The following is a 23,232-nucleotide window of genomic DNA, read 5'->3' as shown; positions in this document are numbered from 1 at the left end:
CTACCTCCTTTGCTCGCGAAGCCGTATCGTATCGATGACCGTGACCGCCTTTTGCATCAACCTGTCGGAGAACGAGGACTGCTGCTCCCGCTGGGTCGAGGCGGTCAGATGCGCCGAGACCGCAAACACCTGTTGAAAGACTCCCGCAGACATCAGGATAAAGGTGATGGCTGCTGCCACCCCATAGTGAAAGATCGTCTGCTGATACCACGGTTTCACCTGGCTGCGTTTGGTCTCCCTGCGCGCTGTCTGCGGCTGAATCGCCGGCCATTCCCGCCTGGACAGCTCGTCCATGACGGCATCGGCAAACTGCCGCTCGTCTGTCAGCAGCGGAAGGCTGGTCCCGCCGGCTTCCAGACAGTCCATGTAGAGGGCCAGACACTCCTCACAGCGATACAGGTGCTGCTCGTACTGCTCCCGTTCGGACTCGGACAGCACATCCTGCAGATAGCTGCTCCACTCTGCTCTTGTGTAATGCCTCATCGGAAATCCCCCTCCTGCCAATGGCTGCGTATCCACTTTCTCGCACGGTACAGTTTGGACTCCACGCTTTTAGGCTCGATCCCCTGTTCGCTGGCAATCTCCTGATACGATTTCTCTTCAAAATAATAGGCGTACACCACTTCCCGATAATTTTGCGGAAGCTCATGCAGACGCCCGCGGATCGTCTCCCTGTACTCCTTCTGCAAAACAGGCGAATCCGCCGCTTCCGCCGCGACAGGGACGGAAAGCTGATCGAGTGATTCTGTCAGTTCCTCCCGGCTTCGCTGCGCTTTGCGCTTCCAATCGATCGCCTTGTTGACCGCAATGCGGGTCATCCACGCCTTTATCCCTTGTGATTGATACTGGGGGAGGGACAGGTAAATCTGTACGAACACTTCCTGTGTCACGTCTTCCGCGTCTTTTTGATGGCGCAAAACGGAATAAACCACTTGAAACAGATACTGTCGGTACCGTTCCAGAAAGATTCGAAACGCTTCCGCATCGCCGGCGATGATCTGTCGAATCAGTTGTTCATCCTGGATGTTCCTCCCCCCCTTTCTCTCTCTTGTATAGACGAACTGCCCCGGCTTGTCCCCTGCACTTTTTTACAAAATTTTTTTGTTTGAAGCAAAAAGCTGCTTGATCCGGGCTACAAAGCGGGCCGCAGCAGGCGAAAGCGGATCTGCCTTTCTTTGGCAAAGCGAGATCGGCCAGTTCAGCTTTACTCCCTCCACATGGACGAGGGCCACATCGCCCCGCTCGACGAATCCCCGGGCGGCCAGCGAGGGCACAAGCATCGCTCCATAGCCGGAGATGACGGAGCGAATGGATTCATTCATGCCGTAAAACTGCAATCCGACCGGAGGCGGCTCGACGTTGTTGGCGATGCAGAGTGAGATCAACATCTGCCTCGTCGAGCTCCCTTCTTCCCGCAGCAAAAACGGCTCCTTCATCATGTCGGCAAGCGGCACTTGTCTGCCCGCGTACTCGTGATCAACCGGCACGATGAACCAAAGCTCGTCCTCGAACAACACCTCCCGCAAGACGCCTTCTGCTTCCCAACCGCCAGCGACCAGAGCGAGGTCCGCTTCAAACGTCAGGAGCCGTTCGTACACTTCCCGCGAGTTTCCCGTCACCAGCTCCAGTTGAATCCCCGGGTGCTCCCGCTTGAACCTGGCCAGCCAGACCGGCAGCAGCAAATTGGCCGGCAGATTGGTCGCCGCAACTCGCAGGCGGCCGCTTGTCCCTTCTTTTAAGGCCTGCAGCCGCTGCTCGATCTCTTTTTCCATCGCAAACAGGCGCTGCGCATGCCGAGCCAGCAGCTCGCCCGCTTCTGTCAACTGGACACCCCTCCCTTGCGGCGTCAAGAGCGTCAGGCCGATCTCCACCTCCAGTCTTCGCACCTGTGCCGTCACGGCGGGCTGGGTCAATAACAGGGCTTCCGCCGCCCGTGTCACACTCCCCCGACTGGCTACTTCCGTAAAAATGCGCAATGCGTGCAGATTCATTTCATACCCACAACCCATCAATAAAATTTATGATTTTATTCTTAAAATTGATTAGATTTATGAATTGGCATCTTATATATTCTATTCGTAACCAAAAGATTAGGAAAGGGCTTGGAGCTTACCATGAAAACAGGCAACCGGAAACAAGTGGTTGTCATCTCCTTACTGACGGCAGCCTGCCTGCTCGGAGATTCGATGCTGTACATCGCGCTGCCCATCCGCTGGGCGGAAGCAGGGCTGGATTCCTTGTGGCAGGTGGGACTGCTGCTATCGGTCAATCGAATCGTTCGCCTGCCGCTAAATCCGCTCGTCGCCTGGGTTTACCAGAAACTGCACAAACGTCCTGCGATGCTGATCGCCGTGCTTTTGGCGATCGTCACCACAGCGGGTTACGGGCTTTGCTACGGTTTTTTTGCTTGGCTGGCACTTCGCTGCCTCTGGGGTGTCTCCTGGGGGCTGCTGCGAATGGGCGCCCAGTTCGCCATTCTGGATGTGTCAGATGATGACAATCGCGGTTACTACATGGGAACGTACAACGGTTTGTACAGGTTGGGCAGTTTATTTGGCATGTCGGCCGGCGGCTTCCTGGCCGATTCCTGGGGTTTGCAGCCCGTGGCGCTGCTGTTTGCAGGCGTGACGGCAGCCGCACTTCCCTTCCTGTTTCGCTATGTGCCCAAAGGCAAAACGAACTTTCAGTCCGCCGATCTTTCCGCAGCGGCTGCCGCCTCCCTGTGGCGAGATCGCCAGGTGCTCTGGACGATGGCGACCGGCTTGTATATCTCGATGCTGTACGCGGGCATTTTTGCCTCCACGGTCAGCTATCTTGTCGTCAGACAGTACGCGGAAAACGTGACACTTTTGGGCATGACGATTGGCGCCGCCGCGATCGCCGGCACGCTGCAAGCGCTGCGCTGGGCTTGGGAGCCATGGCTTGCCCCCTTGGTTGGGCGCATCTCGGACGGACGGATCAGCCGCCGCCACTTCCTCGCTTACGCCCTGGTCTGCGCCGCGGTTTTCTTCGCCCTGATCCCCGTCCACATGCCGCTCGGCCTTTGGATACTGCTATTGGTCGGGGTCCAATTGACGGCGACGGCTTTGACCACCTTGAGCGACACGCTGGCGGCGGATCGCGCCGCGCAGTCCCCGTCGGCAAAAGCAGCGATCGTCACCTTCTACACCATCTCGATCGACGCAGGAGCCGCGATCGGCCCGATGTTCGCATATTTGATGAACAGTGCAGCCGGGATGTCTGTCGTCTATCTGGGCGGCGCCCTGCTTTTGCTCGCCTTTGCCGCCAAGTGGCTGCTGCCGCCAAAGGTAAAAGAGACGGCCCGGTATTAGGTGATACATCTGGCATGTGCAGCGCGATCAGATGTACAATACACTATGAGCAGAAGCTCTAATCAATCCCCTCTTGCAGAAAGAAGGTACTTTCATGGTGAAAACATTTCTGATCATCGGCGGTATCCTGGCATTTCTCTCGGTGGTGCTGGGAGCGTTTGCCGCCCATGCGCTCAAATCCAAATTGACGCCGGATCGGCTGGCGGTCTTTCAGACGGGCGTGCAATATCAGATGTACCACGCACTGGCGCTGCTTCTTGCCGGAATGTTAGCCGATCGCTCCGCCACACTTCTCGTCACAGCGGGATGGTTCTTCATCATCGGCATCATCCTCTTTTCCGGCAGCCTTTACGCCTTGGCGGCAAGCGGCATCAGGAAGTTGGGCGCGATTACACCGCTGGGCGGATTGGCGTTTCTCATCGGCTGGCTGCTGCTCGTGATTCAGGCAATTTCTCTGTAGAACGGGTAAAAAGACGCATATTCCACCAAAGAATGGAAACGATACCCTAAAAAAGGGGGTTCGTTGATGAGAAAACGCGTGCTCATCTTCATGCTCTGCCTCGTTCTCGCGGGGAGCGGCCTTGCCGGTACCGGACTAGCCGCATCTTTGGGACAGCAGCCGATTCCGCTTCCAGACGGGTATCAGAAATTCAACCTCCCGAACAATTCGTATCTATTGGAAAGCAAGCGAATAGATGTGACAGGCGACGGCAAACCCGACCTGGTTTCGCTGATCGGAAAAAAAGACTCATCCAGCGTCTACTGGGAAAAGCTTTTCGTCGCTGTCGAGAATGAAGCGGGCCATCCTCTCTCCGCTTCCTCGGGAGGTGGCAGCAATCCCCGGCTGACCTTTTGCGGCTTTACCGGACGAAAAGCGGCTGACATTCTCGTCTCGGCGGAAACCGGGGGGAGCGGCGGAACCTCTGATTATTACCTCTATGCGGTTGCGGAGGACAAGCTGGTATCGATGCCCGTACCGCCGCCTGTGCAGGTTACCGGGAACCTCCAGGACAATTACGCAGCGAAGCTTACCCTCGAAAACACGCAGCAAACATACGAAATCGATCTGCACGACCGAAAACCATATTACGACCAACTGCATATGTACAAAGCGGGAAAACTGGTCCAACCGATCAGCCTGATGGCAAATGCCTACAGCGAACTGAAACCAATGCCGGATGAACCGACGGCAGGCTGCGATTTACAGGGCATACAGCGCGTGTCCGGAGTGGTCAACGCTGATACGATCGCCCATGTTGTCTCGCATTGGCGATGGGATCCGGCGGAAAACAAGTGGAAACTGGCAAAAGCGACTTTAAAAATAAGACAGCACCCAATTTGAATGGTGCTGTTTTTCGTGTAGGCCCATTTCTGTTATCATGGAGTCAAAGGGGAGGTCTCATTGGAACAGCATTTGGCATACGTCATCAGCCACTACGGATACGTCGGGATTTACGCTGCCCTGGCACTCGGAGTCATCGGACTTCCGCTTCCCGACGAAGCGCTAATGGCATTTCTGGGATACATGGTTTCACAAGGGAAGGTTTTGTTCTCCCTGTCTTTGTTGAGCGCTTTTCTCGGTTCTGCGACCGGGATCACCGTCAGCTACATATTGGGTTTGAAACTGGGACTCCCGTTCTTAAAGAAATACGGGCCGAAAATACATATCACGGAGCAAAAATTGCAGTGGACACACAATCTGTTTGAGAAGTACGGAAGTGTCCTGCTGTTCTTCGGCTACTTCATTCCCGGCGTCCGCCACATTACTGCGTATCTCGCCGGCATCTCCGGAATGGAGCGGCGGACTTTTGCGCTGTTTGCTTATTCAGGTGCTTTGTTATGGAGCTTTTCGTTTATTATGCTCGGCCGGGCTCTCGGTGAAAACTGGCATCGCGTTGAGCGGATTGCCCATCGATACGGCTGGTACCTCGTCATCTGCATCGTCCTGCTCGGACTCGTCTCCGCCCTTTTGCTCAGGTTGAGACGGAGCAGAACATAGAGAACCCCCACCTGCATGCGCCCGCTTGACTTACGCTTCGCAGGCGGTCCAGTGGATCGGGCGGGCCGGCTGCAGCGTTAGCGCCTCGGTCAGGTACCACAGGAGCTCGTGTAGCTGCTGCATGATGGGAAATACCTCGAACATTTGTTTTGCGGATTCCGGCGACTGCCGCCAGTCGCGGCCGCCGAAGGTCATTTGCGAAGTTTTTTGCCCCGCGCCGAAGGCAAGGCCGCGGATTCTCATAGTCATGTTTTTTGCGAGCCGAATCCTGCGTTTAGACAATCCATAGGTGGCAGTCCGGAACAGCGGACTGCCTTTTTGTCGTTGGGAAAAGGGAGCATTCGCGGTCTCCACCCGCGTAAGAGACGGTTAAAACTAGTCAACTATTGATCAGGTAGATCTGTCACTTATCCATCATAGTTGATAGGTCTTGGTGGAAATTTGAGAGCATTAAGATAATAGTTTAGTCCTCATCATCTGGACATCGCGTATTGTACATTACAAATGAACTTCAAGGACAAATGAAAGAGAGGAAAAAGTAACCCGGTTTATCGAAAGGATGGCTGCTGCATGGCAGAATTGATGATTCCTATCACAATCATGTCGTTTATTTGCACACTCTTGTTTCTCTTTTCGCGTCCCCAAGTCAACGTGGCAATACCGGCTGTCTGCGGCGCTTTTTTTGTCCTCCTCAGCGGCAGTGTTTCTCTAAGCGATCTGGGAATAATCACGGAGACCATAGGGGGAGCTGCCATTACCATCATGGCTACGATTGTGATGGCGATCGTTTTGGAGAGCTTCGGGTTCTTCCACTGGGCCGCTGAGAAGTTGGCAGAAAAAGCGAACGGATCAGGTATTCGCCTCTTCTGGTACACGAACCTTTTTTGCTTCCTCATGACCCTGTTCGTCAATAACGATGGCAGCATCCTGATTACGACACCCATTTTGCTGCTCTTGCTTCATAATTTAGGACTTAAAACCCATCAAAAAATTCCCTACCTGCTAAGCGGCGCCTTGATTGCCACAGCATCCAGCGCCCCGATCGGAGTAAGCAATATCGTGAATTTGATCGCCTTAAAAATTGTCCACATGGATCTCTATCTGCATACAGCGATGATGTTTGTTCCCTCTTCGCTCGGACTTGTTCTCCTTACGCTCCTGCTGTTTCTTATCTTTTATTCCAAACTGCCGCGCAAGCTTCCTACGTCCAAGCTCAGCCTCTGGAATTACCAGCCGACTTCAGGGAATCACCCGTTAAAGACAGATACGTCCCCCATCCCCCAAGAGAAGCAGACCCAATTCATGTGCTATATCCTGCTCTTTGTACTGGGTGTACGCGTCAGCCTCTTCGTCGCCTCTTATATCCACTTTCCCGTCCCGTTAATGGCGGTAATCGGTTCTCTCTTCCTGCTGGCTTGGCGGTGGTTTTATTTGAGAGTCGCACCTACAGACATGCTAAAGAAAACGCCGTGGCATATCCTCGTCTTTGCCTTCAGCATGTATGTGATCATCTACGGTTTGCACAATATTGGATTGACCCATATGCTTGTCCATTTCTTTCTGCCGATTGTCTCCGGAGACTTGCTGCATGCGAGTGTGATGATGGGGCTCCTCGTGTCCATTCTGTCTAACCTATTCAACAACCATCCTGCCTTGATGATCGGAACCCTCACGTTAACCAACATGGGGCTTGAGCCGCTTCCATTAAAAATCTCCTATTTGGCAAGCGTCATCGGCAGCGACGTAGGCTCCCTGCTGCTGCCGATCGGAACACTGGCTACACTGCTCTGGATGCATATACTGAAAAAAGGAAAAGTGAAAATAAGCTGGAGCGAGTACCTAAGAGTAACCTCTGTCGTCATTCCGGTCACCGTTCTATTCACCTTAATCATTCTCGCGTATTGGGTATCCTGGATTTTCTAGCAAGAAAGGCTTTATTGGGATTGGAGGCATCAAAAATGGAACAGCTGCTTCAACTGATTGGAAAAAATATTGATGTGGAGATTTCCGGAAAGAGTTTTTATCAAGGAGTTCTGATCGACGCGGGACTGGATATCATCGTAATCTATCAAGAACAGGAGTTCATCTATATACCATTGGTACATGTTCAGCATATCGAACAAAGTTCCTTGCCGGAGGATTTACCCGAACAGCCGCCTGATGTGCCCATCCACTTCCAAACCGACAATATCTCGTACCGAAAAGTATTGGACAATGCAAAGGGCAAATTCATCGAAATTTACGTAACCGGGAACAAATCGATTCACGGCTATGTCACCAGCATTATGAATGATTACTTTGTCTTTTATTCTCCCGTTTACAACACGATCTTTGTGTCTCTCGACCATGTAAAATGGATCATTCCCTCCCCTCCTCACCTGACTCCTTACTCATTAGCCAATCAGCACTTCCCGGTTAATCCGACTTCGATTCCGCTGTCCCGTACATTTGAGCAGCAATGCAAAAGGCTGGAGGGAAATCTGGTCGTATTTGACCTTGGGGATCATCCAAACAAGATCGGACTTCTGGTAAAGATGGAGAGCAGCATGCTCAAGCTTGTCACGGCGAACGGAAAGAGTCGGCTGCTTAATTTGCGGCATCTAAAAACCTTTCATCTGCCGGGAGTGTCGTAATGGCATGCTGCAACGCTGATAGGGCGCGATGATCGAAATGGCTGGCGTCAACAGGCTAGAAGGGAGCCGATTCTCGATGAAAAACAGCTTGAATAAGTGGCGAAAGCATCAGATTCTTCAGAAGGACCAGCTGTTGGCGGCCGCGCTGCCTCCGACCCGGATGTTTACAGAGCGCAATTTTTTCGATTTCCTTGCCCGCTACTCCACTGTGATTGTCAAACCGACCACGGGATACCAAGGGATGGGCGTCATCATGGTATCCGCACAGGGCAACCAGCGTTACAGCGTTCACAGCGGAACCAACAGACAGATTCTCTCCGGCCCGGGCAATGCCTGTCGTCACGTAAAATGCTGGTGAAATCACGCCCTTGCCTGATTCAACGGCGAATTCATCTGGCCGAGGTAAACGGCCGGCCTTTTGACGTCCGTGTGATGGTGCAGCGCCCTGCCGGCTCGGCGTGGAAGGTGACCGGCAAATTGGCGAAGGTCGCCGGTCCCGGATTTATCATTACCAACACGGCACGGAGCAGGGGGAGGGTACTGCCCCTCCATACGGCGCTAAACCATTCCTCGGTCAAATCGCCCAACCCCGCTCAGCTGGCAAAAAAAATCGACCGGATTTCGCTCCGGTCGGCTGCACAGCTGCAGTCCGGCTACCGCTGGCTCTCCATGGTCGGCATGGATGTAGGGGTCGACAAGCAGGGAAATGTCTGGATCATCGAAGCAAACTTCTCTCCAGCCCTCTCCCTCTTTCGGAAACTGAAGGATAAGAGCATGTACTGGACCATCCTCGCGAATCGGAGAAGACAGCGCCGAACTGAAAAACCCGCTGCCGCAAACAGGCAGAGGGTACAGGCAAAAAACGATGCTGCCGTCAAACCCGCGATTCGGGCCAACAGGAGTGCTGCCAACAAGCCCAGGGCCCAGGTCAAAAACGGGACTGCCATCAGGCGCGCGATCCAGCCCAAAAACGGCGCCGCGATCAGGCGGGCAGTCCCTGGAAAAACCGGCCCGCTCCATCCGCGGCATATCAGCCTTTTATTGATTGGAACGAACTGATCACTTTTTGTATATCCTTATATGCCAGCGCATAGCCAACTGTCTCCCGGGGATGGTTGCCGTCCGAGTAGGGGATATCTAGCGAGTACGTATAGATGTAACAGGTGTCGCCGACTTGTTCAATCAACTTCTTCGGACCCACCTCATCCTTGGTGCGATCCCACTCTGCTTTGCTCATGGTCGAGATGCTGAACAGCCAACCGGGCTCTTCTGTACCAGGTTTGTAGTAGAAAGAGACGCGATTTTTTTCATCCTGGCGAACTTCGTACATCCCTTCCCAGGTGCGCGGCAATTCCAGGCTAAAGCCGAGCTGCTTGTCGCTGTAAGCAATCGGCTTTACCTTCCCGGCTTGAAAACTGGCGAGAGCCGCCGGGATCCCCGCCTTCATCTGCTCCAGGTCGGCAGCTTCCTGCTGGTGTACGCCATCCAGCAATGCATTTCCGGAAGCGGGGATATACGTGTAGACATAGCCGTCCTGTTTGGCAATCTCTTTAGCCAAAGTGGCCGACTGCCTGTAATTGCCCCAATCCGTCTCTTTTGCCTTCTGGTATTCAGCCCATTCTTCTTCCGTGTAGACTTCCAGCAAAAACAGAAAGACTTTTCCACCGTCAGCCGTTCTCATGTAAAAAGCGGCTGAATTTTGTCCCTTGTCGACTCCGTATTTCCCGTCCCACCCCTGGGGAAATGTCAAGGAGTACCCGAACTTAACATCTGTATAGTGAAGGGCCGGACTCATCTGCTTTGCCGGCGCACTCTTCTCATCCAGTTGCTGATCGGCAATCGCCGACAGGTACCAGTGATCATCGTAGCGCTTCACGACAGCCTTTACTGCAGTTACTCCAGCCGGACCGGTAGAGGTCATCCCGGGGAAATGAACTTCATACTCTCTTTCCCCATCGTCCAAGAGCGTTTCCTTGACGATCTGGAAGCCCTCGATCCACGGACTGGATACGCCTGTGACCCAGCCGTTCTGTTCGAGATCAGTCCTGCTTGCTTCCTTTAGCTTCGGATCCATCATCGCATACTGCAGGGCGCCGTTGCGCGTCATGACTCCCTTCGCCCACGTTTCCACCGCCTCAAGCGGAGTCCGCGGCGCCAGCGCACTCTCCAGCTGCTCAATTTGCCGCTGCAGCCGCTTGACTTGCTCTGACGTCTGATTAGCTCCTTTGTCGTCCAGGATCGGCGGCGACGGATTTCCGGCAGCGTAAATGGCCTCCGGCGTATACGTCAAAAGCAGTATCGCAAGTGGAATGAAGATCATCTTTTTATTCATGTTTATCCCTCATTTCTTTGTTAAACCAACCGTTTCAGTATAGTTAAGACGCAGGAGGGATAGAACACGTTACATCTTTTAGCAGAATTTTTTTATGCCGATGTGTTGGCTGAAAAACCGTCAGGGTGCTTTTTCCCTGACGGTTATTGGTTTGTGCGAACATGGTGGTTGGGGAAGAAAAAAATGGGCTCGCTTCGTTCGTGGCGCGCCGGCGGGGAAGCTGGAATGTCCGTCTACACTTCAAAAAACGGCACGTCGACCAAAAACTACTGCAAGTAACTCAACGTAGAATTTGGTCGACAAGCGCGTGCCGTTTTTTTCCGTTCCGACTGGGTTGGCGCTGCCAAGGCCTGCGCTCGCTCCATTTTTTTCTTCTGCCTCGAGCTTTTTCCTTGTTACATGCAAGATGTACCCGCCGGATCTTCCATGTTGCTTTTTGTTAAGCCGATTTTGGAACTTCTTCCTTTAACAACCGGGCGGCGATGAGGCGTTCACGCACCTTCACCCCGATAAACGAAGCGAGGGCCGCTTTGATCAGACCTACAACAATAAACGGGTAGACGCCCCATTCCAGAGCTTTGTCCCAAGGCGCGTCGAGCACGTACTTCAACTGAACCACGCCGAACACGAGCGTGACGACCATCCCTGCCGTATTGGCCAGCATCGCGTAGAGAAAGGAAAACCGGGTTTTCTCCAGAATGATTCCAGTGACAAATGCTGTAAAGATAAAGCCGATGATGTAGCCGCCGGTCTTCCCGAGAATGACGTGAAACCCTCCGCTGGCCTCGGTAAAGACAGGCAGGCCGATCGCCCCCATGATCGCGTACAAAATCATCGCCAAAGTGCCGTAGCGGCTGCCCAGGATCGTCGCCGTCAGGCCGACCGCAAGCGTCTGGCCGGTAATCGGCACAAGCGGCAGCGGAATGACCATCTGGGCCAAGATTCCGGTAATCGCAGCAAACATCGCCGCGACGACGAACATCTTGAGCCGTTCACTCGTACTGTTCATGACAACACCCCACATATTGTTAACCAAATTATTATTTCAGTTAACATTATGTGGGGTGCAAGAAAAAAAGTCAACTATTATCCTACTGATGATTAACATTCCAATATGAAAGGATGGCCGCGGATGAAAACATGTGATACGGTAAGAGAAACGGCGTCATTTCACGCTGGATGTTTAACCTTGGAGGTAATCTGTCATGGAGAATCAATATTTTGTCGGTTGGGGCACTCTGGCGCTCATCAATGCCGGACTGGCCCAGGGCAAAAACCGCAGCGGACTGAATTGGTTTTTTCTCTCGTTACTGTTCGGTCCGATTGCGACGCTGATTATTGTCGTTTGGGACAAGCTGCCGGAGCAAAACTAGCCCTTCCGCCCCGGGAAACTATCCTTTTTTCAAACTCCTTACCGCCGCACTGACTCTTGTTAGCCCTTCTTCCAACAGCGCACGGGGACAAGCGATGTTGATGCGGATAAACCCTTCGCCGCCCGGACCAAAAACATATCCTTGATTAAAAGCTACTTTGGCCTGCTGCAGCATCAATTGCTCCAGTTGTCTTACACCCAGGCCAAGCCCGCGGCAATCTACCCAGACGAGGTAGGTTCCTTCCGGCTTGATCACCTTCAGTTCCGGCAGGTTCTGCTGCAGGTAGGCCGTCAGGAAATCCCGGTTTTGTTCGAGATATGCCAACAATTGATCCAGCCACTCTCCGCCGTGCCTGTAGGCACTTTCTGCAGCGACGAGGCCAAAGGTGCCCGGCAGCCCGAGAAAATGCTTGTCTACCGTATCGGCAAAGACCTTCCGCAGCTTCTGATTGGGGATGATGATATTGGAGGTTTGCAGTCCGGCCAAATTAAAGGTTTTGCTAGGCGCGGTGCAGATGATCGAGTTTTGCGCAAATTCCTCTGAGATGGCCGCAAACGGCGTGTGGGTATGCCCTTTGAACACGAGGTCAAAATGGATCTCGTCGGAGATGACCAGCACGTTGTGCTCCAGGCAGATCCGGCCCAATTCAGCCAGCTCCGCCTTGGTCCAGACCCTGCCCACCGGATTGTGCGGACTGCAGAGGATCAGCAGCTTGACACCGGCGATTTTCTTCTGCAGATCGTCCAGATCCATTTGGTACCGGCCGTTTTCACATTTGAGCGGATTGTAGACAATCTCCCGGCCATTATTGGCGATCACTTTGGAAAACGGGTAGTAGACAGGAGGTTGAAACATGACTTTATCGCCAGGCTGCGTAAGCGATTGGACGATAAAGTGCAGGGCGGGCACCACCCCCGGACTGTGGCATACCCAGTCTTTCTGAATTGCCCAGTCGTGCCTGACTCGCATCCAATTGACGACGGCCTCCAGATAATCGTCCGAGATGACCGTATATCCGAATATTCCGTGTTCGGCCCTTTGTTTGATCGCCTCTATCACCGGTTCGGGGGACGCAAAATCCATGTCTGCCACCCACATCGGCAGCAGATCCTTGTCTCCGAAATGCTCCTCCAGCTGGTCCCACTTTTCGGAGGCCGTATGAAATCGATTGATTGGTTTGTCAAAATCGTACCGCATGTACCATCCTCCTCCCGAGCTTCGAATCTCCTTCATCTTAGTAGATTTTAATCCCGCTAGCAATGCGCGGTTTCGAACGGCAGGTGTAGGCTTCATCTGTCTCCGGCTTGTTCAGTCCGCCCTAGAGCGTTTGCCTGTCACCGCCCTTTTCCGCTTTAAAGGTGATCATCTCATGGGGATTGGCAGGATATTTACCAAACACATAACCTGAAGAGCACGTGATATTGATAAACCCTAGGTCTGCCAAAATCAATCTGAATTCTTCTACCCCATACCAGCGCAATCCAAATTCTTGCAGCTCCGTGTCGATACATTTACCGTCTTTCCATTTTTCATACTTTAACAATGTTTTCGTTTTTTGAGTAACCCAATCCATATCAATCGATCTGCTTTCAAGTGTGATCCCTTCGCCATTGGGCAGGGAAAATGCCTTTGTAGTGATTTCCCCCGCCTTGAAGTCATGGGGGAGCAGCAGGTCGATGATAATCCGGCCGCCAGCTTCCAGGTGGTTATAAAAACACTTTCGTGCGTTGATGGAATCCTCCCGATTCTCGATCAGGCAAAAGGTCCCTGTCGGCATGACGATGGCCTGATACTTATGAGGCAGTTGAAAGTTCTCCAGCCTCATTTGGTATAGTTCCGGAGTGAAGCCGCGCTCTGCACAGCGTTCCTTGCAAGATTGCAGCATGTCTGCCGAATAGTCGATTCCGTCCGCGACGAAGCCCTTTTCCAACAGCGGGATCAGAAACCTGCCTGACCCAACCCAGGCTTCCAGCACCCTTCCCTCTGTGTTTTGTAACCGTGCCAGGTAGTACTCAAGATCGCCGCCGATGGACTTGCCGACCGGTTTGGTGAAATCGTAGAGTTCCGTACTCAGCTTTCCATAGTAACTGTACATCGGTTCCCTCCTAACGTTCCAAGGTTTTATCTAGTATACACCATTTGGAATTTTCAGGGGAATCGTTTGAACAAATCCGAAAAGCTTGTTATGATGAAGATAGGCTTGAGTGAAAACTCTGACTATTGCAATGGTGAAACGGGTCTTTATTCAAAAAGGGGAAAGGGGTACCGCAATGAGCACAAAAACGACCTTGATGGAGCTGGATAAAAGGCATCTGCTCCATCCGGCAACTTCGGCAAAGGACAATTTCCAGCATGGACCCAGTCTGCTTGCGGAACGGGGGGAAGGGGTTTACCTGTACGATTCCGACGGGAAGAGATACATCGACGGCTTGGCCCAGCTTTGGAACGTAAACGTCGGCCACGGCCGCAAAGAACTGGCCGAAGCAGCCATGGAACAGATGAGCCGGCTGGCATTCAGCCATTCCTTCAACCGGTTTAGCCATGAAACGGTCATTCAGCTGGCAGCGAAAATCGCTTCGCTGGCGCCTGGGGATCTCAATGTCTGCCACTTCACTTCGGGCGGCTCCGAATCGAACGACTCGGCATTTAAACTGGCCAGGCATTACTTTGCGCTGAAAGGCCAGCCCCAGCGCTATAAAGTCATTGCGAGAAACAGGGCCTACCACGGGGTTTCCATGGGAGCGACCAGCGCGACCGGACTGCCTGTCTTCCGGGAAAAGGTCGGTCCCTTGGCGGACGGGTTTGTTCACGCTCCGGCTCCGTTCTGTTATCACTGCGAACTGGGCAAAACCTACCCGGACTGCCAGCTCGCCTGCGCCTCCCAAAGCATCCGCGAGCTGCTGGAAAAAGAAGGTCCGGAGACAGTAGCGGCGATCATCGTCGAGCCGATTCAAGGAGCCGGCGGGGTCATCGTCCCTCCGCCCGGCTACATCCAAGAGGTCCGCAGCCTGTGTGACGAATACGGTATTCTGATGATAGCCGACGAGGTGATTACCGGTTTTGGCCGCACGGGAAAATGGTTTGGCATCGAGCATGAAAACGTGGTGCCGGATATGCTGACCTTTGCCAAAGGGGTCACCAGCGGCTACATTCCGCTCGGCGGCGTCATCATCAGCGATCGGATTCACCGGGAATTGACGGAAAACTCTTCCGGTGTACTGCCGCACGGCTTTACTTACAGCGGCCATCCGGCAGCCTGTGCCGTCGCTCTGAAAAACATCGAAATTCTGGAGACGGAAGGTCTCATCGACAATGCCCGCGCGATGGGCGAAGTGCTTTCGCGCCACCTGGAACAGATGAAAGCGGCCACGCCCGGCGTCGGCAACACAATGTGCCGCGGACTGCTTGCCCAGATCGAACTGGTGCAGGACAAAGCGGGCAAAAAGAGTTTCGATCCTTCCCTGAAGGTAGCCAACCAGGTATTTGAAAAGGCGCTGCAAAAAGGACTGATCACCCGGGCAATCTCCCATCTTGGCAACGATATCATCGCCTTGTGTCCGCCGCTCAATATCAACGAGCAGCAGCTCGCCGAAGCTGCAGCCATTTTGACCGAGTCCATCGAGGAAGTCATGTCCGGCCTGGCGATCAGTCAGTAACACAACAGCAGCCAGCCTCCCCATTGTCATCGGCGTGGGGAGGCTGGCTCTTTTTCTTTCATTTATAACCCCGGGGACATACGGCAATAATGTAGCTGAACATGATTGAATATTACCATCTGTGCAAGGAGTGAAGCTTGATGATCATGAACCGTGACGACAACTACAAACAGGAAGTATCCGCTTTGCAAAACGTGATGCCCGATATCGTAGATTCGTACCATGCCTTAACCGGCGCTTGTTTTAAAGCGGGTGAACTTACCCCCAAGCAAAAGCATCTGATCGCGTTGGGCATCAGTTTAAGCCATCGCGATGACAACTGTGTTCGTTACCACGTCCAGGAGGCGCTTCATAAAGGGGCTGCGGAGAAGGAAATTTGGGAGACAGTGGGAGTTGCCATCGCCATGAGCGGAGGAATGATCGTCTCCCAGAGCGTCCATTGGATAAACGATGTCCTGTCTGCCCCGCGCCATTAACTGTAGGCTTGAATGACGCCGCAGGCCAGTCGTTTGCCGGAGTTGCCGGCCGGCTGGGTGCGGTAATCGTCAGGATTTTGATGGATGATAACCGACTTGCCGATGACATCCGGGACGCGAAACCGATCTGTAAAAAAGCTCATGCGGGCGTACCCGTTGTTGGAGAACAAAACGGGAAAATCGCCGGCGTGATGGCCGTGCGGCTGATTGTCGGGATTCCAGTGTTCCCCTGCGGACTGAAACGGGTTTTGCGGGTTCCCTACATCACAGCTGCCATTTTCATGAATGTGGAAGCCATGGGGCCCTATGGGCGATTGGCCCGCTTCAGCCGGTTGATAAGGCGGCAGTCCGTTGACTTCCACGTACACCTCGGTTCCGTTTGGCACCTCTTCAAATGCCACATACCCGCTGAGATTTGGCGCCAAGGGACCGCCTTGAATCCGTGCGATAGCCCGAGTCGGCATAGTTTCTGCGGCATGGGAAAACACCCTCGGCGGGTAATATCCATAATTTGGATATCCGTACATGATAACACCCTCCCAAAGTTGAACTCCTGTATCCTATGTGGCGGATGGGCATTTCGTACGTTGAACCACTTGCTTTTCTTCCGAAAGAAGTGTTACTCGCCGCGAAATTCCGGTTTTCTCTTTTCCCGAAAAGCCTCCAGGGCTTCGATCCGATCCCTGGTGGGAATGATGACCTCGTATGCCTTTGACTCGATGTCCATCCCCGTCTGCAGGTCGACGCCTGCCCCGCGGTCAATCGCGTACTTGGCCTGGTAGACAGCCAAAGGCGCATTTGCCAGGATCTCTTCTGCGAGGTTGGCGCACAGGCTGTGCAGTTCCCTGCGGTCTTCCGCGATCCCGCCAAGCACTCCCCAGTCGAGAGCGGTTTGGGCGTCGATCCTGCGGGCGGTAAAAATCAATTCTTTCGCTTTTTGCGGGCCGATCAGCCTTGGCAAGCGTTGGGTTCCGCCCGCTCCGGGGATGATCCCCAGACTTACCTCTGTCAGCCCCAGTTTGGCTTCCCTGACGGCATATCTGAAGTCACAGGCAAGTGCCAGTTCAAACCCGCCGCCGAAGGCATAACCGTTAATCGCGGCAATCGTCGGCTGTGGCAATCTCTCCAGCGCGGTGAAGACATCCCTGATCTTCTTGACATTGCGGCGCACCTGCTGTTCGTTCAACGTTCTGCGTTCTTTCAGATCAGCCCCGGCACAAAAAGCTCGCCCTTCCGCCGTGACGATGACCGCCCTGATCTCTTTGGGATTTTGCTGCACCTCGTCGATGATCTCGCCGAGTCGCGACAACGTAGCGTAATCCAGCGCATTCAACTCGTCGGGACGATTTAGCCTGACATACCCGATGTGTCCGCTTCGCTCAAACAAGACTGGCTGCTGTGTCATCTGCTCTCCTCCTCCGGTTTGCTGTCATAGCCTTGGCGGATGTACTGTTCCTTCAACTCCTGGTACGACTTGGAGCTCTCCTTCACCCACCAAAGCGAATTGCCCTCGATCTCCTTTTTCTTCACGGCGGGATTGCCGGCAAGCAGGATTCGCGGCGGGAATGTTTGATTGGCCGTGACGATGCTGCCTGCCGCGACCACGGATTCTTCGCCGATTTCCGTGTTGTCCAGCACGACCGCATTCATGCCGATGACAGAGCTTCGCCCGATCCGGCAGTTGTGCAGGACGGCTCCATGACCGACTGTGACATCTTCCGCGATATAGGTGCCGCCGTCCGTCATATGGATCACGCAGTTGTCCTGGACACTGGTTCTGGCTCCGACCACGATCGGACCGCAGTCGCCGCGCAGCACGGCCCCAAACCAGATGCTCGCACCCTCCCCGATCGTGACATCGCCGATGATGGAAGCGCTGGGGGCAATAAAAGCGCTTTTGGCAATCTTCGGTTTCTTTCCGTTGTACTCAAGGATCACTTCAGCCACTCCTTCGCGTTGGGATATCTATCATGTGAACCCGCGAAAAATGACAATATCGGCCATTCGCATAGCCGATATTGCCACAAAGAGGTAAGAAAAGGTAGCGCTGCTTGCGTTACACGCCTTTCCAATCCGCCGCGCGTTTTTCCAGGAAAGCGCTCAAGCCCTCTTTCGCGTCCTCGGAGCGGAACAACAGGTTTTGCAGCTCGCCTTCGTAGCGGATCGCGACGTTGAGCGGCATCTCTTTGCCGTTCATGATGGACAGCTTGATGTTGGAGACGGCGTACGTTGCGCTATTCACGATATTTCTCGCGTATTCCAGCACTCTTTCACGGGTTTCGGCCTGCGGGAACACGTCATTTACCAGACCGATTTCTTTTGCTTCCTGCGGGCTGATCGTCTTGCCGGTAATGTTCATGTCGAGCGCCCGGGAATACCCGATCAGGCGAGCCAGCCGCTGGGTGCCGCCCGTACCGGCGAGCACGCCGAGCGACACTTCCGGAAGACCGATTTTGCCGGAGTCGTCACCCATGAAACGCAGGTCGCAGCCCAGTGCCATCTCCAGTCCGCCGCCGACGGTATGGCCTTCCAGGCAGGCGATGAAAATTTGCGGGGAGCGGGCCATTTTATCCAATGTCTCGTTGCAGAACAGGCAGAATTGCGTCTTGAAACGCGGTTCGGCTGCTTTGAGGAAGTTGATGTCGGCTCCTGCAGAGAAAAACTTCGGCATATCGCTCATCAGGATCGCCACTTTCATGTCGTTGTCAAAGCGGATATCGTCGATCGCGGCATTCAATTCCTTGTAGAAGTCCAGGTTGTACGAGTTGGTCTTGTTGACGTGCAGGTGAATTTCGGCAATCCCGTTTTCTTTTTTCAAAGTAAGAAGTGACATGTTTTGTTCCTCCTCTGATTTATCATAATATGTTTTTTAAACTAACGTCTGTATAACATAATATATAATACTCTACCGATTTTTGCAATTGGATCGTTTTTGAATTTTTTCGCTTCCACAGGGCGCTTACAGGCCGAACAGGTTGAGCGGACGGCTGCCCGTATAGGAGATGACGCTCTTCGTCTCGGTGTAGAGGTTTAGCGTCTCGAGACAGAGTTCGCGTCCAAAGCCTGACTGCTTGTATCCGCCGAACGGCGTTCCCGGAAATGCCGAGATCGGAGAATTGACCATGACGATTCCGGCGCGAATCGCGGCGGCGACGCGGTGTGCCTTGCCGTGGTCCTTGGTCCAAACAGCGGACCCCAATCCGAAAATCGAATCGTTCGCCTGGCGAATGACATCTTTTTCGTCACTGAATTTGATCACGACTACCACCGGCCCGAAAATCTCTTCCTGCGCTACCCGCATATTATTGGTGACGTTGCCGATGATCGTCGGCATGTACCAATGCCCCTTTTCAAACTCGGGCCCTTCCGGCCGCTTCCCTCCGTAGAGCACCTCTGCCCCTTCCTCTACGGCCAGTTTTACGTAACTGTCTATCACCTGTTCGTGACCGGCGGAAATCACCGCTCCCATGTGTGTGCCTTCGGCAAACGGGTCGCCTACGCGCAGCCGCTTCGCCTTTTCTACAAATTTTTCCATAAACTGGTCGTAGATCTTCTCATGGACAAACAAGCGGGAGCGGGCTTCGCAGGATTGTCCGGTGTTGTAGAAAATGCCGTACAAAGAGCCGTCAACGGCGCCTTCAAGGTCGCAGTCGTCAAAGACGATGCTCGGCGATTTGCCGCCCAATTCCAGCGTAACCCGTTTCAACGTGGCAGAAGCGCGGGACATGATATCCTTCCCGGTCTCCGTCTCCCCGGTAAAGGCGATTTTGTCGATGCCGGGATGTTCTGTCATATAAGGGCCGATCTCGGAACCGCTGCCGGTGATCACGTTGATCACGCCTTCCGGCACGCCGGCTTCATGGCAAATATCGGCTAACACGTACGCCGTGATCGGGGTCAGGCTGGCCGGTTTCAAGACGATCGTGCAGCCGGCCGCCAGTGCGGGCGCTACCTTCCAGGCAGCCATCATCAGCGGGTAGTTCCACGGGATGATCTGGCCGCAGACGCCTACCGGCTCTTTGACGGTGTAGTTGAAAAATCCGTTCGGCACCGGGTTGGTATCGCCGCGCAGGGTCAAGGCGGCAGCAGCGTAAAATTCAAAGTCCTCGATCGCCTGGTTGATTTGCCCCTTGGCGGCATCGACCGTCTTCCCGCTGTTCAGCACTTCCAGGCGGATCAGGTCGGCCAGCTTGCTGCGCATGATGTCGGCGATCTTGTTCAATACACGAGCGCGTCTTGCCGCCGTGTACTTCGACCACTTGCCGTTTTCGAATGCCTCTCTGGCAGCGGCGACAGCCTTGTCGACATCTGCCTTGGTGGCTTTTGCGACCCGGGCCAGGACTTCGCCCGTCGCGGGGTTGTGCGTTTCAAAAAACTCACCGCTGCTGCTGTCTTCGTATTTGCCGTTGATGAAGAGTTGATAGTAATCTTTTAACACGTCCATACCTCCCGATTGGTGGTTATTGGCAAGCCGCTTGCCATTTTTCGATGATCGTGGCAATTCCCTGTCCGACTCCGACACACATCGTCGCCAGACTGTAGCGGCAGTCTCTTCGTTTCATCTCGTGCACCATCGTCGTGACGATCCGGGCGCCGCTGCATCCGAGCGGATGGCCCAAAGCGATCGCCCCGCCATTCACATTTACCTTATCCAGCGGCAGCCCAAGCTCTTTGATGCACGCTGCCGCTTGGGAGGCAAACGCTTCATTGATTTCGATCAAATCGAGCTGGTTCTCGGAAAGTCCGGCTTTTTGCAGCGCTTTCCTGACGGCGGGCACCGGTCCGATCCCCATGTAGGCCGGATCGACGCCGGCGACTGCCCAGGTGACGATCCGGGCGATCGGCGTATAGCCCAGCCTAAGTGCCGTCTCCCGCTCCATCACGAGTACGGCGCTGGCGCCATCGTTGATCCCGGAAGAATTGCCCGCTGTAACCGTGCCGTTCGCTTTAAAAGCGGGCTGCAGCTTGGACAGCTTTTCCAGCGTCGTCTCCGGTCTGGGATGTTCATCGGTGTCAAACAGGACCACGTTTTTGCCTTGGCGCACCTCGACCGGTACGATCTCATCCCGAAACCGCCCCGCTCTGATGGCGGCTGCCGCTTTCTCCTGGCTGGCCAGGGCAAACTCATCTTGTTCCCGGCGGGAGATGCCGCAGCGCTCCGCCACGTTTTCCGCCGTCTCGCCCAGGCTGATCGGCGGATACATGCGGGCCAGTTCGGGATTGACCAGCCGCCAGCCCAGCGTCGTATCGTAGAGGGTCTGATTGCCCCGCTCGCCGCTAAACTGCGGTTTCATCATCACGTACGGGGCTCTCGTCATACTCTCTGTCCCGCCCGCGATGAACACGTCGCCGATATCCGCCCGGATGGCGGCTGCCGCCTGGTTGATCGCCTCCAGTCCGGAGGCGCACAGACGGTTTACAGTGACACCCGGGACCGTCTCCGGAACGCCTGCCAGGAGCAGGGCCATCCGCGCGACGTTGCGATTGTCTTCTCCCCCCTGATTGGCACATCCGAAGTAGACGTCGTCGATCAGGCCGGGATCAAGCTGATTGCGCCTGACCACCTCGGCAATCACCTTGGCGGCCAGATCATCGGCGCGAACACCTTGGAGCGAACCGTTGTAACGCCCGATCGGAGTGCGTACTGCATCAACAATTACCGCTTCTCTCATACTACCGGCTCCCTGTTTTCCTGTCTTTGATAGCGATAGAATCCTCTGCCCGTCTTTTGGCCCAGCCACCCGGCGTGAACCAGTTTCCGCACCAGCGGGGCAGGGCGGTATCGGTCTTCGCCCAGATCCCGATGCAGGCCGGACAGGACGGCATAGATATCGTCCAAGCCGATTTCATCAGCCCAGGCCAGCGGTCCCTGCGGATAATTGGTTCCCTTTTGCATCGCCATGTCGATATCTTCCGCCGAGGCGGTTCGCTCCATCAGCGTGAAAGCGGCTTCATTGACGATCAGCGCGAGGATGCGCGGAAAGACCAACCCCACCTCGTCTTCCACGGTTTCCGTCTCTTTTCCGATGCTGCCGAGCACAGCTCGCGCCTGCTCGAGGTAGATCGGGTCTGTCTGTAGGGCCGGGGCAAGCTCGATCAATTCCGTTTTTTTGAGCGGAGCAAATGCCGCGAAGCCAACCAGCCTGGACGGGTGCTTCAGCCAAGAGGCTGACTGCGTCGCGGTCACACCCAGTACCGAGGACAAGATCAGCGTCTCCGCTCCCGCAAGCCGCTCTATTTCCGCCAGGTTCGCCCGCTTTTCGGCGAGGTCGGCATTGGTCGCCTCGATCACGGCAGCAAGCTGATTGGGATGTCCCGTTTCGCTTGGCGGTACCAATTCAACCGCATCTGCCTGTGCACATAATTCTCTCAGGGCAGCGGCAAGTGAACTGCTCCCCACGACCGCAACGCGCACTCTACTCGTCATAGTCGTAAAACCCTCCTCCCGCCTTTCTCCCCAGCTTTCCTGCCTGCATCATCCGCTGCTGATAGGTATGCGGTCGGAACCGCGGGTCTCCGAAAAATCCGGCGTGGACCGATTCCGTCGTGGAGAAGTTGATGTCAATGCCGATCAAATCCTGCAGCTCGAACGGGCCCATGCGGAAAGCCCCGGCTTTTTTCATGATCCGGTCGATCTGCTCCGCAGTCGCTATGCGATCTCCCAGAATTCGCAAAGCTTCATTATAATAAGGGCGGGCCACCCGGTTGACGATAAACCCCGGAGTGTCTTCGCAGATGACCGGGCTCTTGCCGAGATCGCAGGCAAACCGGTACAGCCAGCTGACGGTTTCTTCCGCCGTCTTGATGCCCCTGATCACCTCGACGAGCGGCATCAGCGGCGCCGGATTAAAGAAGTGCAGCCCGGCCACGCGCTCCGCACGCGATGTGAAGCCGCCCATTTCCGTCACGGAGAAAGAGGACGTATTGGTCGCGAGAATCGTCTCCCTCCGGCAGCATTCGTCCAGCTGGCGAAAGAGATCGCGTTTGATCTCAAGCCGTTCCGGAGCTGCTTCAATCACCAACTCGCAATGCTGCAGTTCCACCAGGTTGACCGCCGGGCGAATCCTCTCTTTCGCGGCAAGGCAGTCGGCTTCGGACAGTTTCCCCTTCTCGTGCAGGCGATCCAGCTGCCCGCTTATTTTGGCGATGGCACGATTGACCACCGTCTCATTGATGTCGTATAAAAGCACGCTGCTGCCGCTTTGGCTGATGACCTGCGCGATCCCCGAGCCCATCGTGCCGGAACCGACTACACCTACTGTCTTTGCGTTCATATGAATCCCTCGCGTTTGTCCGTATCCTCATCCTGCCACCTGATGTACTCAAAAACGCTTCGGCAAACGTTGCAGTAATACTGGCGGACCAACTGCGCCGTTCCAAACGGGGACATCAGCGTGACATCCGTTTTGTCACAGAAGGGACAGTGGACAG

Annotated in this window: 25 protein-coding genes and 2 pseudogenes; 10 read left to right on the top strand and 17 right to left on the bottom strand. The window is 54.5% G+C overall.

Features of this window, described 5'->3' with window-relative positions; all coding sequences use genetic code 11:
• From HGBM_RS15040 to HGBM_RS15030, 3 genes are all read right to left on the bottom strand, one after another.
• Positions 1-483, bottom strand: coding sequence for an anti-sigma factor (locus HGBM_RS15040; RefSeq protein ID WP_019121914.1), 483 nt, complete (start codon positions 481-483; stop codon positions 1-3).
• Positions 480-962 carry a sigma-70 family RNA polymerase sigma factor gene (locus HGBM_RS15035; RefSeq protein ID WP_390620985.1) on the bottom strand — a complete coding sequence of 161 codons (483 nt, stop codon included), beginning with the start codon at positions 960-962 and terminating at the stop codon, positions 480-482. Before HGBM_RS15035 ends, HGBM_RS15040 begins: the two co-directional genes overlap by 4 nt.
• Positions 963-1,088: 126 nt before the next feature.
• Positions 1,089-1,991, bottom strand: a complete 903-nt coding sequence (locus HGBM_RS15030; protein ID WP_019121912.1) for a LysR family transcriptional regulator — start codon at positions 1,989-1,991, stop codon at positions 1,089-1,091.
• Between the two features lie 123 nt (positions 1,992-2,114).
• On the opposite strand from HGBM_RS15030, the gene HGBM_RS15025 reads away from it, so the two are divergent.
• The 4 genes from HGBM_RS15025 to HGBM_RS15010 all read left to right on the top strand — a co-directional run bounded on the left by HGBM_RS15025 (position 2,115) and on the right by HGBM_RS15010 (position 5,331).
• Positions 2,115-3,332 (top strand): MFS transporter, encoded by a 1,218-nt coding sequence (locus HGBM_RS15025; RefSeq protein ID WP_019121911.1) that lies wholly within the window; start codon positions 2,115-2,117, stop codon positions 3,330-3,332.
• Positions 3,333-3,426: 94 nt separating this feature from the next.
• Positions 3,427-3,792: a DUF423 domain-containing protein gene (locus tag HGBM_RS15020; RefSeq protein ID WP_019121910.1), complete on the top strand. Its 366-nt coding sequence runs from the start codon at positions 3,427-3,429 to the stop codon at positions 3,790-3,792.
• A 66-nt stretch (positions 3,793-3,858) separates the two neighbouring features.
• Positions 3,859-4,674 (top strand): hypothetical protein, encoded by an 816-nt coding sequence (locus HGBM_RS15015; protein WP_019121909.1) that lies wholly within the window; start codon positions 3,859-3,861, stop codon positions 4,672-4,674.
• A gap of 60 nt (positions 4,675-4,734) precedes the next feature.
• Positions 4,735-5,331, top strand: a complete 597-nt coding sequence (locus tag HGBM_RS15010) for a DedA family protein (RefSeq protein ID WP_019121908.1) — start codon at positions 4,735-4,737, stop codon at positions 5,329-5,331.
• Between the two features lie 51 nt (positions 5,332-5,382).
• On the opposite strand, the pseudogene HGBM_RS15005 reads toward HGBM_RS15010, so the two are convergent.
• Positions 5,383-5,553, bottom strand: a pseudogene (locus tag HGBM_RS15005) (pentapeptide repeat-containing protein); the annotation flags it as partial.
• Positions 5,554-5,901: 348 nt separating this feature from the next.
• Between HGBM_RS15005 and HGBM_RS15000 the strand changes: the two are divergent.
• From HGBM_RS15000 to HGBM_RS28960, 3 genes and pseudogenes are all read left to right on the top strand, one after another.
• On the top strand, positions 5,902-7,254 hold the full coding sequence (locus HGBM_RS15000; protein WP_019121906.1) for an ArsB/NhaD family transporter: 1,353 nt from the start codon (positions 5,902-5,904) through the stop codon (positions 7,252-7,254).
• A 35-nt stretch (positions 7,255-7,289) separates the two neighbouring features.
• On the top strand, positions 7,290-7,964 hold the full coding sequence (locus HGBM_RS14995) for a hypothetical protein (RefSeq protein ID WP_019121905.1): 675 nt from the start codon (positions 7,290-7,292) through the stop codon (positions 7,962-7,964).
• A 28-nt stretch (positions 7,965-7,992) separates the two neighbouring features.
• Positions 7,993-9,023: pseudogene (locus tag HGBM_RS28960) on the top strand (YheC/YheD family protein).
• On the opposite strand, the gene HGBM_RS28955 reads toward HGBM_RS28960, so the two are convergent.
• Together HGBM_RS28955 and HGBM_RS14980 are read right to left on the bottom strand one after the other, a co-directional pair.
• Positions 8,995-10,296 (bottom strand): hypothetical protein, encoded by a 1,302-nt coding sequence (locus tag HGBM_RS28955; protein WP_019121904.1) that lies wholly within the window; start codon positions 10,294-10,296, stop codon positions 8,995-8,997. The pseudogene HGBM_RS28960 and the gene HGBM_RS28955 sit on opposite strands and share 29 nt — an antisense overlap.
• Before the next feature lie 439 nt (positions 10,297-10,735).
• Positions 10,736-11,305, bottom strand: coding sequence for a biotin transporter BioY (locus tag HGBM_RS14980; protein WP_019121903.1), 570 nt, complete (start codon positions 11,303-11,305; stop codon positions 10,736-10,738).
• A 196-nt stretch (positions 11,306-11,501) separates the two neighbouring features.
• Between HGBM_RS14980 and HGBM_RS31105 the strand changes: the two genes are divergently transcribed.
• On the top strand, positions 11,502-11,669 hold the full coding sequence (locus tag HGBM_RS31105; RefSeq protein ID WP_019121902.1) for a hypothetical protein: 168 nt from the start codon (positions 11,502-11,504) through the stop codon (positions 11,667-11,669).
• A gap of 18 nt (positions 11,670-11,687) precedes the next feature.
• Here HGBM_RS31105 and HGBM_RS14970 read toward each other — a convergent pair whose 3' ends face one another.
• Together HGBM_RS14970 and HGBM_RS14965 are read right to left on the bottom strand one after the other, a co-directional pair.
• The gene (locus tag HGBM_RS14970) at positions 11,688-12,866 is read right to left on the bottom strand and encodes a MalY/PatB family protein (protein WP_019121901.1); all 1,179 of its coding nucleotides are present in this window, start codon (positions 12,864-12,866) and stop codon (positions 11,688-11,690) included.
• 121 nt (positions 12,867-12,987) lie between these two features.
• Positions 12,988-13,764, bottom strand: a complete 777-nt coding sequence (locus tag HGBM_RS14965) for a class I SAM-dependent methyltransferase (protein WP_019121900.1) — start codon at positions 13,762-13,764, stop codon at positions 12,988-12,990.
• Between the two features lie 175 nt (positions 13,765-13,939).
• Between HGBM_RS14965 and HGBM_RS14960 the strand changes: the two genes are divergently transcribed.
• Entirely contained in the window at positions 13,940-15,325 is a 1,386-nt protein-coding gene (locus HGBM_RS14960; protein ID WP_019121899.1) for an aminotransferase family protein, read from the top strand.
• Positions 15,326-15,465: 140 nt separating this feature from the next.
• Positions 15,466-15,801, top strand: coding sequence for a carboxymuconolactone decarboxylase family protein (locus HGBM_RS14955; RefSeq protein ID WP_019121898.1), 336 nt, complete (start codon positions 15,466-15,468; stop codon positions 15,799-15,801).
• On the opposite strand, the gene HGBM_RS14950 is transcribed toward HGBM_RS14955, so the two are convergent.
• The 9 genes from HGBM_RS14950 to HGBM_RS32550 form a co-directional block, all read right to left on the bottom strand.
• The gene (locus HGBM_RS14950) at positions 15,798-16,328 is read right to left on the bottom strand and encodes a superoxide dismutase family protein (protein WP_019121897.1); all 531 of its coding nucleotides are present in this window, start codon (positions 16,326-16,328) and stop codon (positions 15,798-15,800) included. The two genes, HGBM_RS14955 and HGBM_RS14950, sit on opposite strands and share 4 nt — an antisense overlap.
• A gap of 92 nt (positions 16,329-16,420) precedes the next feature.
• Positions 16,421-17,206 carry an enoyl-CoA hydratase-related protein gene (locus tag HGBM_RS14945; protein WP_019121896.1) on the bottom strand — a complete coding sequence of 262 codons (786 nt, stop codon included), beginning with the start codon at positions 17,204-17,206 and terminating at the stop codon, positions 16,421-16,423.
• Positions 17,203-17,739, bottom strand: a complete 537-nt coding sequence (locus HGBM_RS14940) for a gamma carbonic anhydrase family protein (protein WP_019121895.1) — start codon at positions 17,737-17,739, stop codon at positions 17,203-17,205. Before HGBM_RS14940 ends, HGBM_RS14945 begins: the two co-directional genes overlap by 4 nt.
• A 118-nt stretch (positions 17,740-17,857) precedes the next feature.
• Positions 17,858-18,634, bottom strand: a complete 777-nt coding sequence (locus HGBM_RS14935; protein WP_019121894.1) for an enoyl-CoA hydratase/isomerase family protein — start codon at positions 18,632-18,634, stop codon at positions 17,858-17,860.
• Positions 18,635-18,760: 126 nt separating this feature from the next.
• Entirely contained in the window at positions 18,761-20,245 is a 1,485-nt protein-coding gene (locus tag HGBM_RS14930; protein ID WP_035287159.1) for an aldehyde dehydrogenase family protein, read from the bottom strand.
• 16 nt (positions 20,246-20,261) lie between these two features.
• Positions 20,262-21,473 carry a thiolase family protein gene (locus tag HGBM_RS14925; RefSeq protein ID WP_019121892.1) on the bottom strand — a complete coding sequence of 404 codons (1,212 nt, stop codon included), beginning with the start codon at positions 21,471-21,473 and terminating at the stop codon, positions 20,262-20,264.
• Positions 21,470-22,228 carry a 3-hydroxyacyl-CoA dehydrogenase family protein gene (locus HGBM_RS14920; RefSeq protein WP_019121891.1) on the bottom strand — a complete coding sequence of 253 codons (759 nt, stop codon included), beginning with the start codon at positions 22,226-22,228 and terminating at the stop codon, positions 21,470-21,472. Before HGBM_RS14920 ends, HGBM_RS14925 begins: the two co-directional genes overlap by 4 nt.
• Positions 22,218-23,075, bottom strand: a complete 858-nt coding sequence (locus HGBM_RS14915; protein WP_019121890.1) for a 3-hydroxyacyl-CoA dehydrogenase NAD-binding domain-containing protein — start codon at positions 23,073-23,075, stop codon at positions 22,218-22,220. Before HGBM_RS14915 ends, HGBM_RS14920 begins: the two co-directional genes overlap by 11 nt.
• The gene (locus HGBM_RS32550; protein ID WP_425358559.1) at positions 23,072-23,191 is read right to left on the bottom strand and encodes a hypothetical protein; all 120 of its coding nucleotides are present in this window, start codon (positions 23,189-23,191) and stop codon (positions 23,072-23,074) included. The genes HGBM_RS14915 and HGBM_RS32550 overlap by 4 nt, the downstream gene beginning before the upstream one ends.
• Positions 23,192-23,232: the final 41 nt, after the last annotated feature.

Origin of the sequence: Brevibacillus massiliensis (assembly GCF_000311785.1) — a bacterium.
Lineage (GTDB): Bacteria > Bacillota > Bacilli > Brevibacillales > Brevibacillaceae > Brevibacillus_C > Brevibacillus_C massiliensis.
This window is presented reverse-complemented; position numbering and strand designations above follow the sequence as displayed.

What these genes read in the sequence shown, in the direction of transcription:
- HGBM_RS31105 (WP_019121902.1), top strand. Translation starts at nt 11,502, where the DNA reads ATGGAGAATCAATATTTTGTCGGTTGGGGCACTCTGGCGCTCATCAAT.
- HGBM_RS15040 (WP_019121914.1), bottom strand. Translation starts at nt 483, where the DNA reads ATGAGGCATTACACAAGAGCAGAGTGGAGCAGCTATCTGCAGGATGTG.
- HGBM_RS28955 (WP_019121904.1), bottom strand. Translation starts at nt 10,296, where the DNA reads ATGAATAAAAAGATGATCTTCATTCCACTTGCGATACTGCTTTTGACG.
- HGBM_RS14935 (WP_019121894.1), bottom strand. Translation starts at nt 18,634, where the DNA reads ATGTCACTTCTTACTTTGAAAAAAGAAAACGGGATTGCCGAAATTCAC.
- HGBM_RS15020 (WP_019121910.1), top strand. Translation starts at nt 3,427, where the DNA reads ATGGTGAAAACATTTCTGATCATCGGCGGTATCCTGGCATTTCTCTCG.
- HGBM_RS14920 (WP_019121891.1), bottom strand. Translation starts at nt 22,228, where the DNA reads ATGACGAGTAGAGTGCGCGTTGCGGTCGTGGGGAGCAGTTCACTTGCC.
- HGBM_RS15030 (WP_019121912.1), bottom strand. Translation starts at nt 1,991, where the DNA reads ATGAATCTGCACGCATTGCGCATTTTTACGGAAGTAGCCAGTCGGGGG.
- HGBM_RS15025 (WP_019121911.1), top strand. Translation starts at nt 2,115, where the DNA reads ATGAAAACAGGCAACCGGAAACAAGTGGTTGTCATCTCCTTACTGACG.
- HGBM_RS14995 (WP_019121905.1), top strand. Translation starts at nt 7,290, where the DNA reads ATGGAACAGCTGCTTCAACTGATTGGAAAAAATATTGATGTGGAGATT.
- HGBM_RS14930 (WP_035287159.1), bottom strand. Translation starts at nt 20,245, where the DNA reads ATGGACGTGTTAAAAGATTACTATCAACTCTTCATCAACGGCAAATAC.
- HGBM_RS14965 (WP_019121900.1), bottom strand. Translation starts at nt 13,764, where the DNA reads ATGTACAGTTACTATGGAAAGCTGAGTACGGAACTCTACGATTTCACC.
- HGBM_RS32550 (WP_425358559.1), bottom strand. Translation starts at nt 23,191, where the DNA reads ATGTCCCCGTTTGGAACGGCGCAGTTGGTCCGCCAGTATTACTGCAAC.
- HGBM_RS14945 (WP_019121896.1), bottom strand. Translation starts at nt 17,206, where the DNA reads ATGACACAGCAGCCAGTCTTGTTTGAGCGAAGCGGACACATCGGGTAT.
- HGBM_RS15000 (WP_019121906.1), top strand. Translation starts at nt 5,902, where the DNA reads ATGGCAGAATTGATGATTCCTATCACAATCATGTCGTTTATTTGCACA.
- HGBM_RS14980 (WP_019121903.1), bottom strand. Translation starts at nt 11,305, where the DNA reads ATGAACAGTACGAGTGAACGGCTCAAGATGTTCGTCGTCGCGGCGATG.
- HGBM_RS14915 (WP_019121890.1), bottom strand. Translation starts at nt 23,075, where the DNA reads ATGAACGCAAAGACAGTAGGTGTAGTCGGTTCCGGCACGATGGGCTCG.
- HGBM_RS14950 (WP_019121897.1), bottom strand. Translation starts at nt 16,328, where the DNA reads ATGTACGGATATCCAAATTATGGATATTACCCGCCGAGGGTGTTTTCC.
- HGBM_RS14960 (WP_019121899.1), top strand. Translation starts at nt 13,940, where the DNA reads ATGAGCACAAAAACGACCTTGATGGAGCTGGATAAAAGGCATCTGCTC.
- HGBM_RS15015 (WP_019121909.1), top strand. Translation starts at nt 3,859, where the DNA reads ATGAGAAAACGCGTGCTCATCTTCATGCTCTGCCTCGTTCTCGCGGGG.
- HGBM_RS14925 (WP_019121892.1), bottom strand. Translation starts at nt 21,473, where the DNA reads ATGAGAGAAGCGGTAATTGTTGATGCAGTACGCACTCCGATCGGGCGT.
- HGBM_RS14970 (WP_019121901.1), bottom strand. Translation starts at nt 12,866, where the DNA reads ATGCGGTACGATTTTGACAAACCAATCAATCGATTTCATACGGCCTCC.
- HGBM_RS14955 (WP_019121898.1), top strand. Translation starts at nt 15,466, where the DNA reads ATGATCATGAACCGTGACGACAACTACAAACAGGAAGTATCCGCTTTG.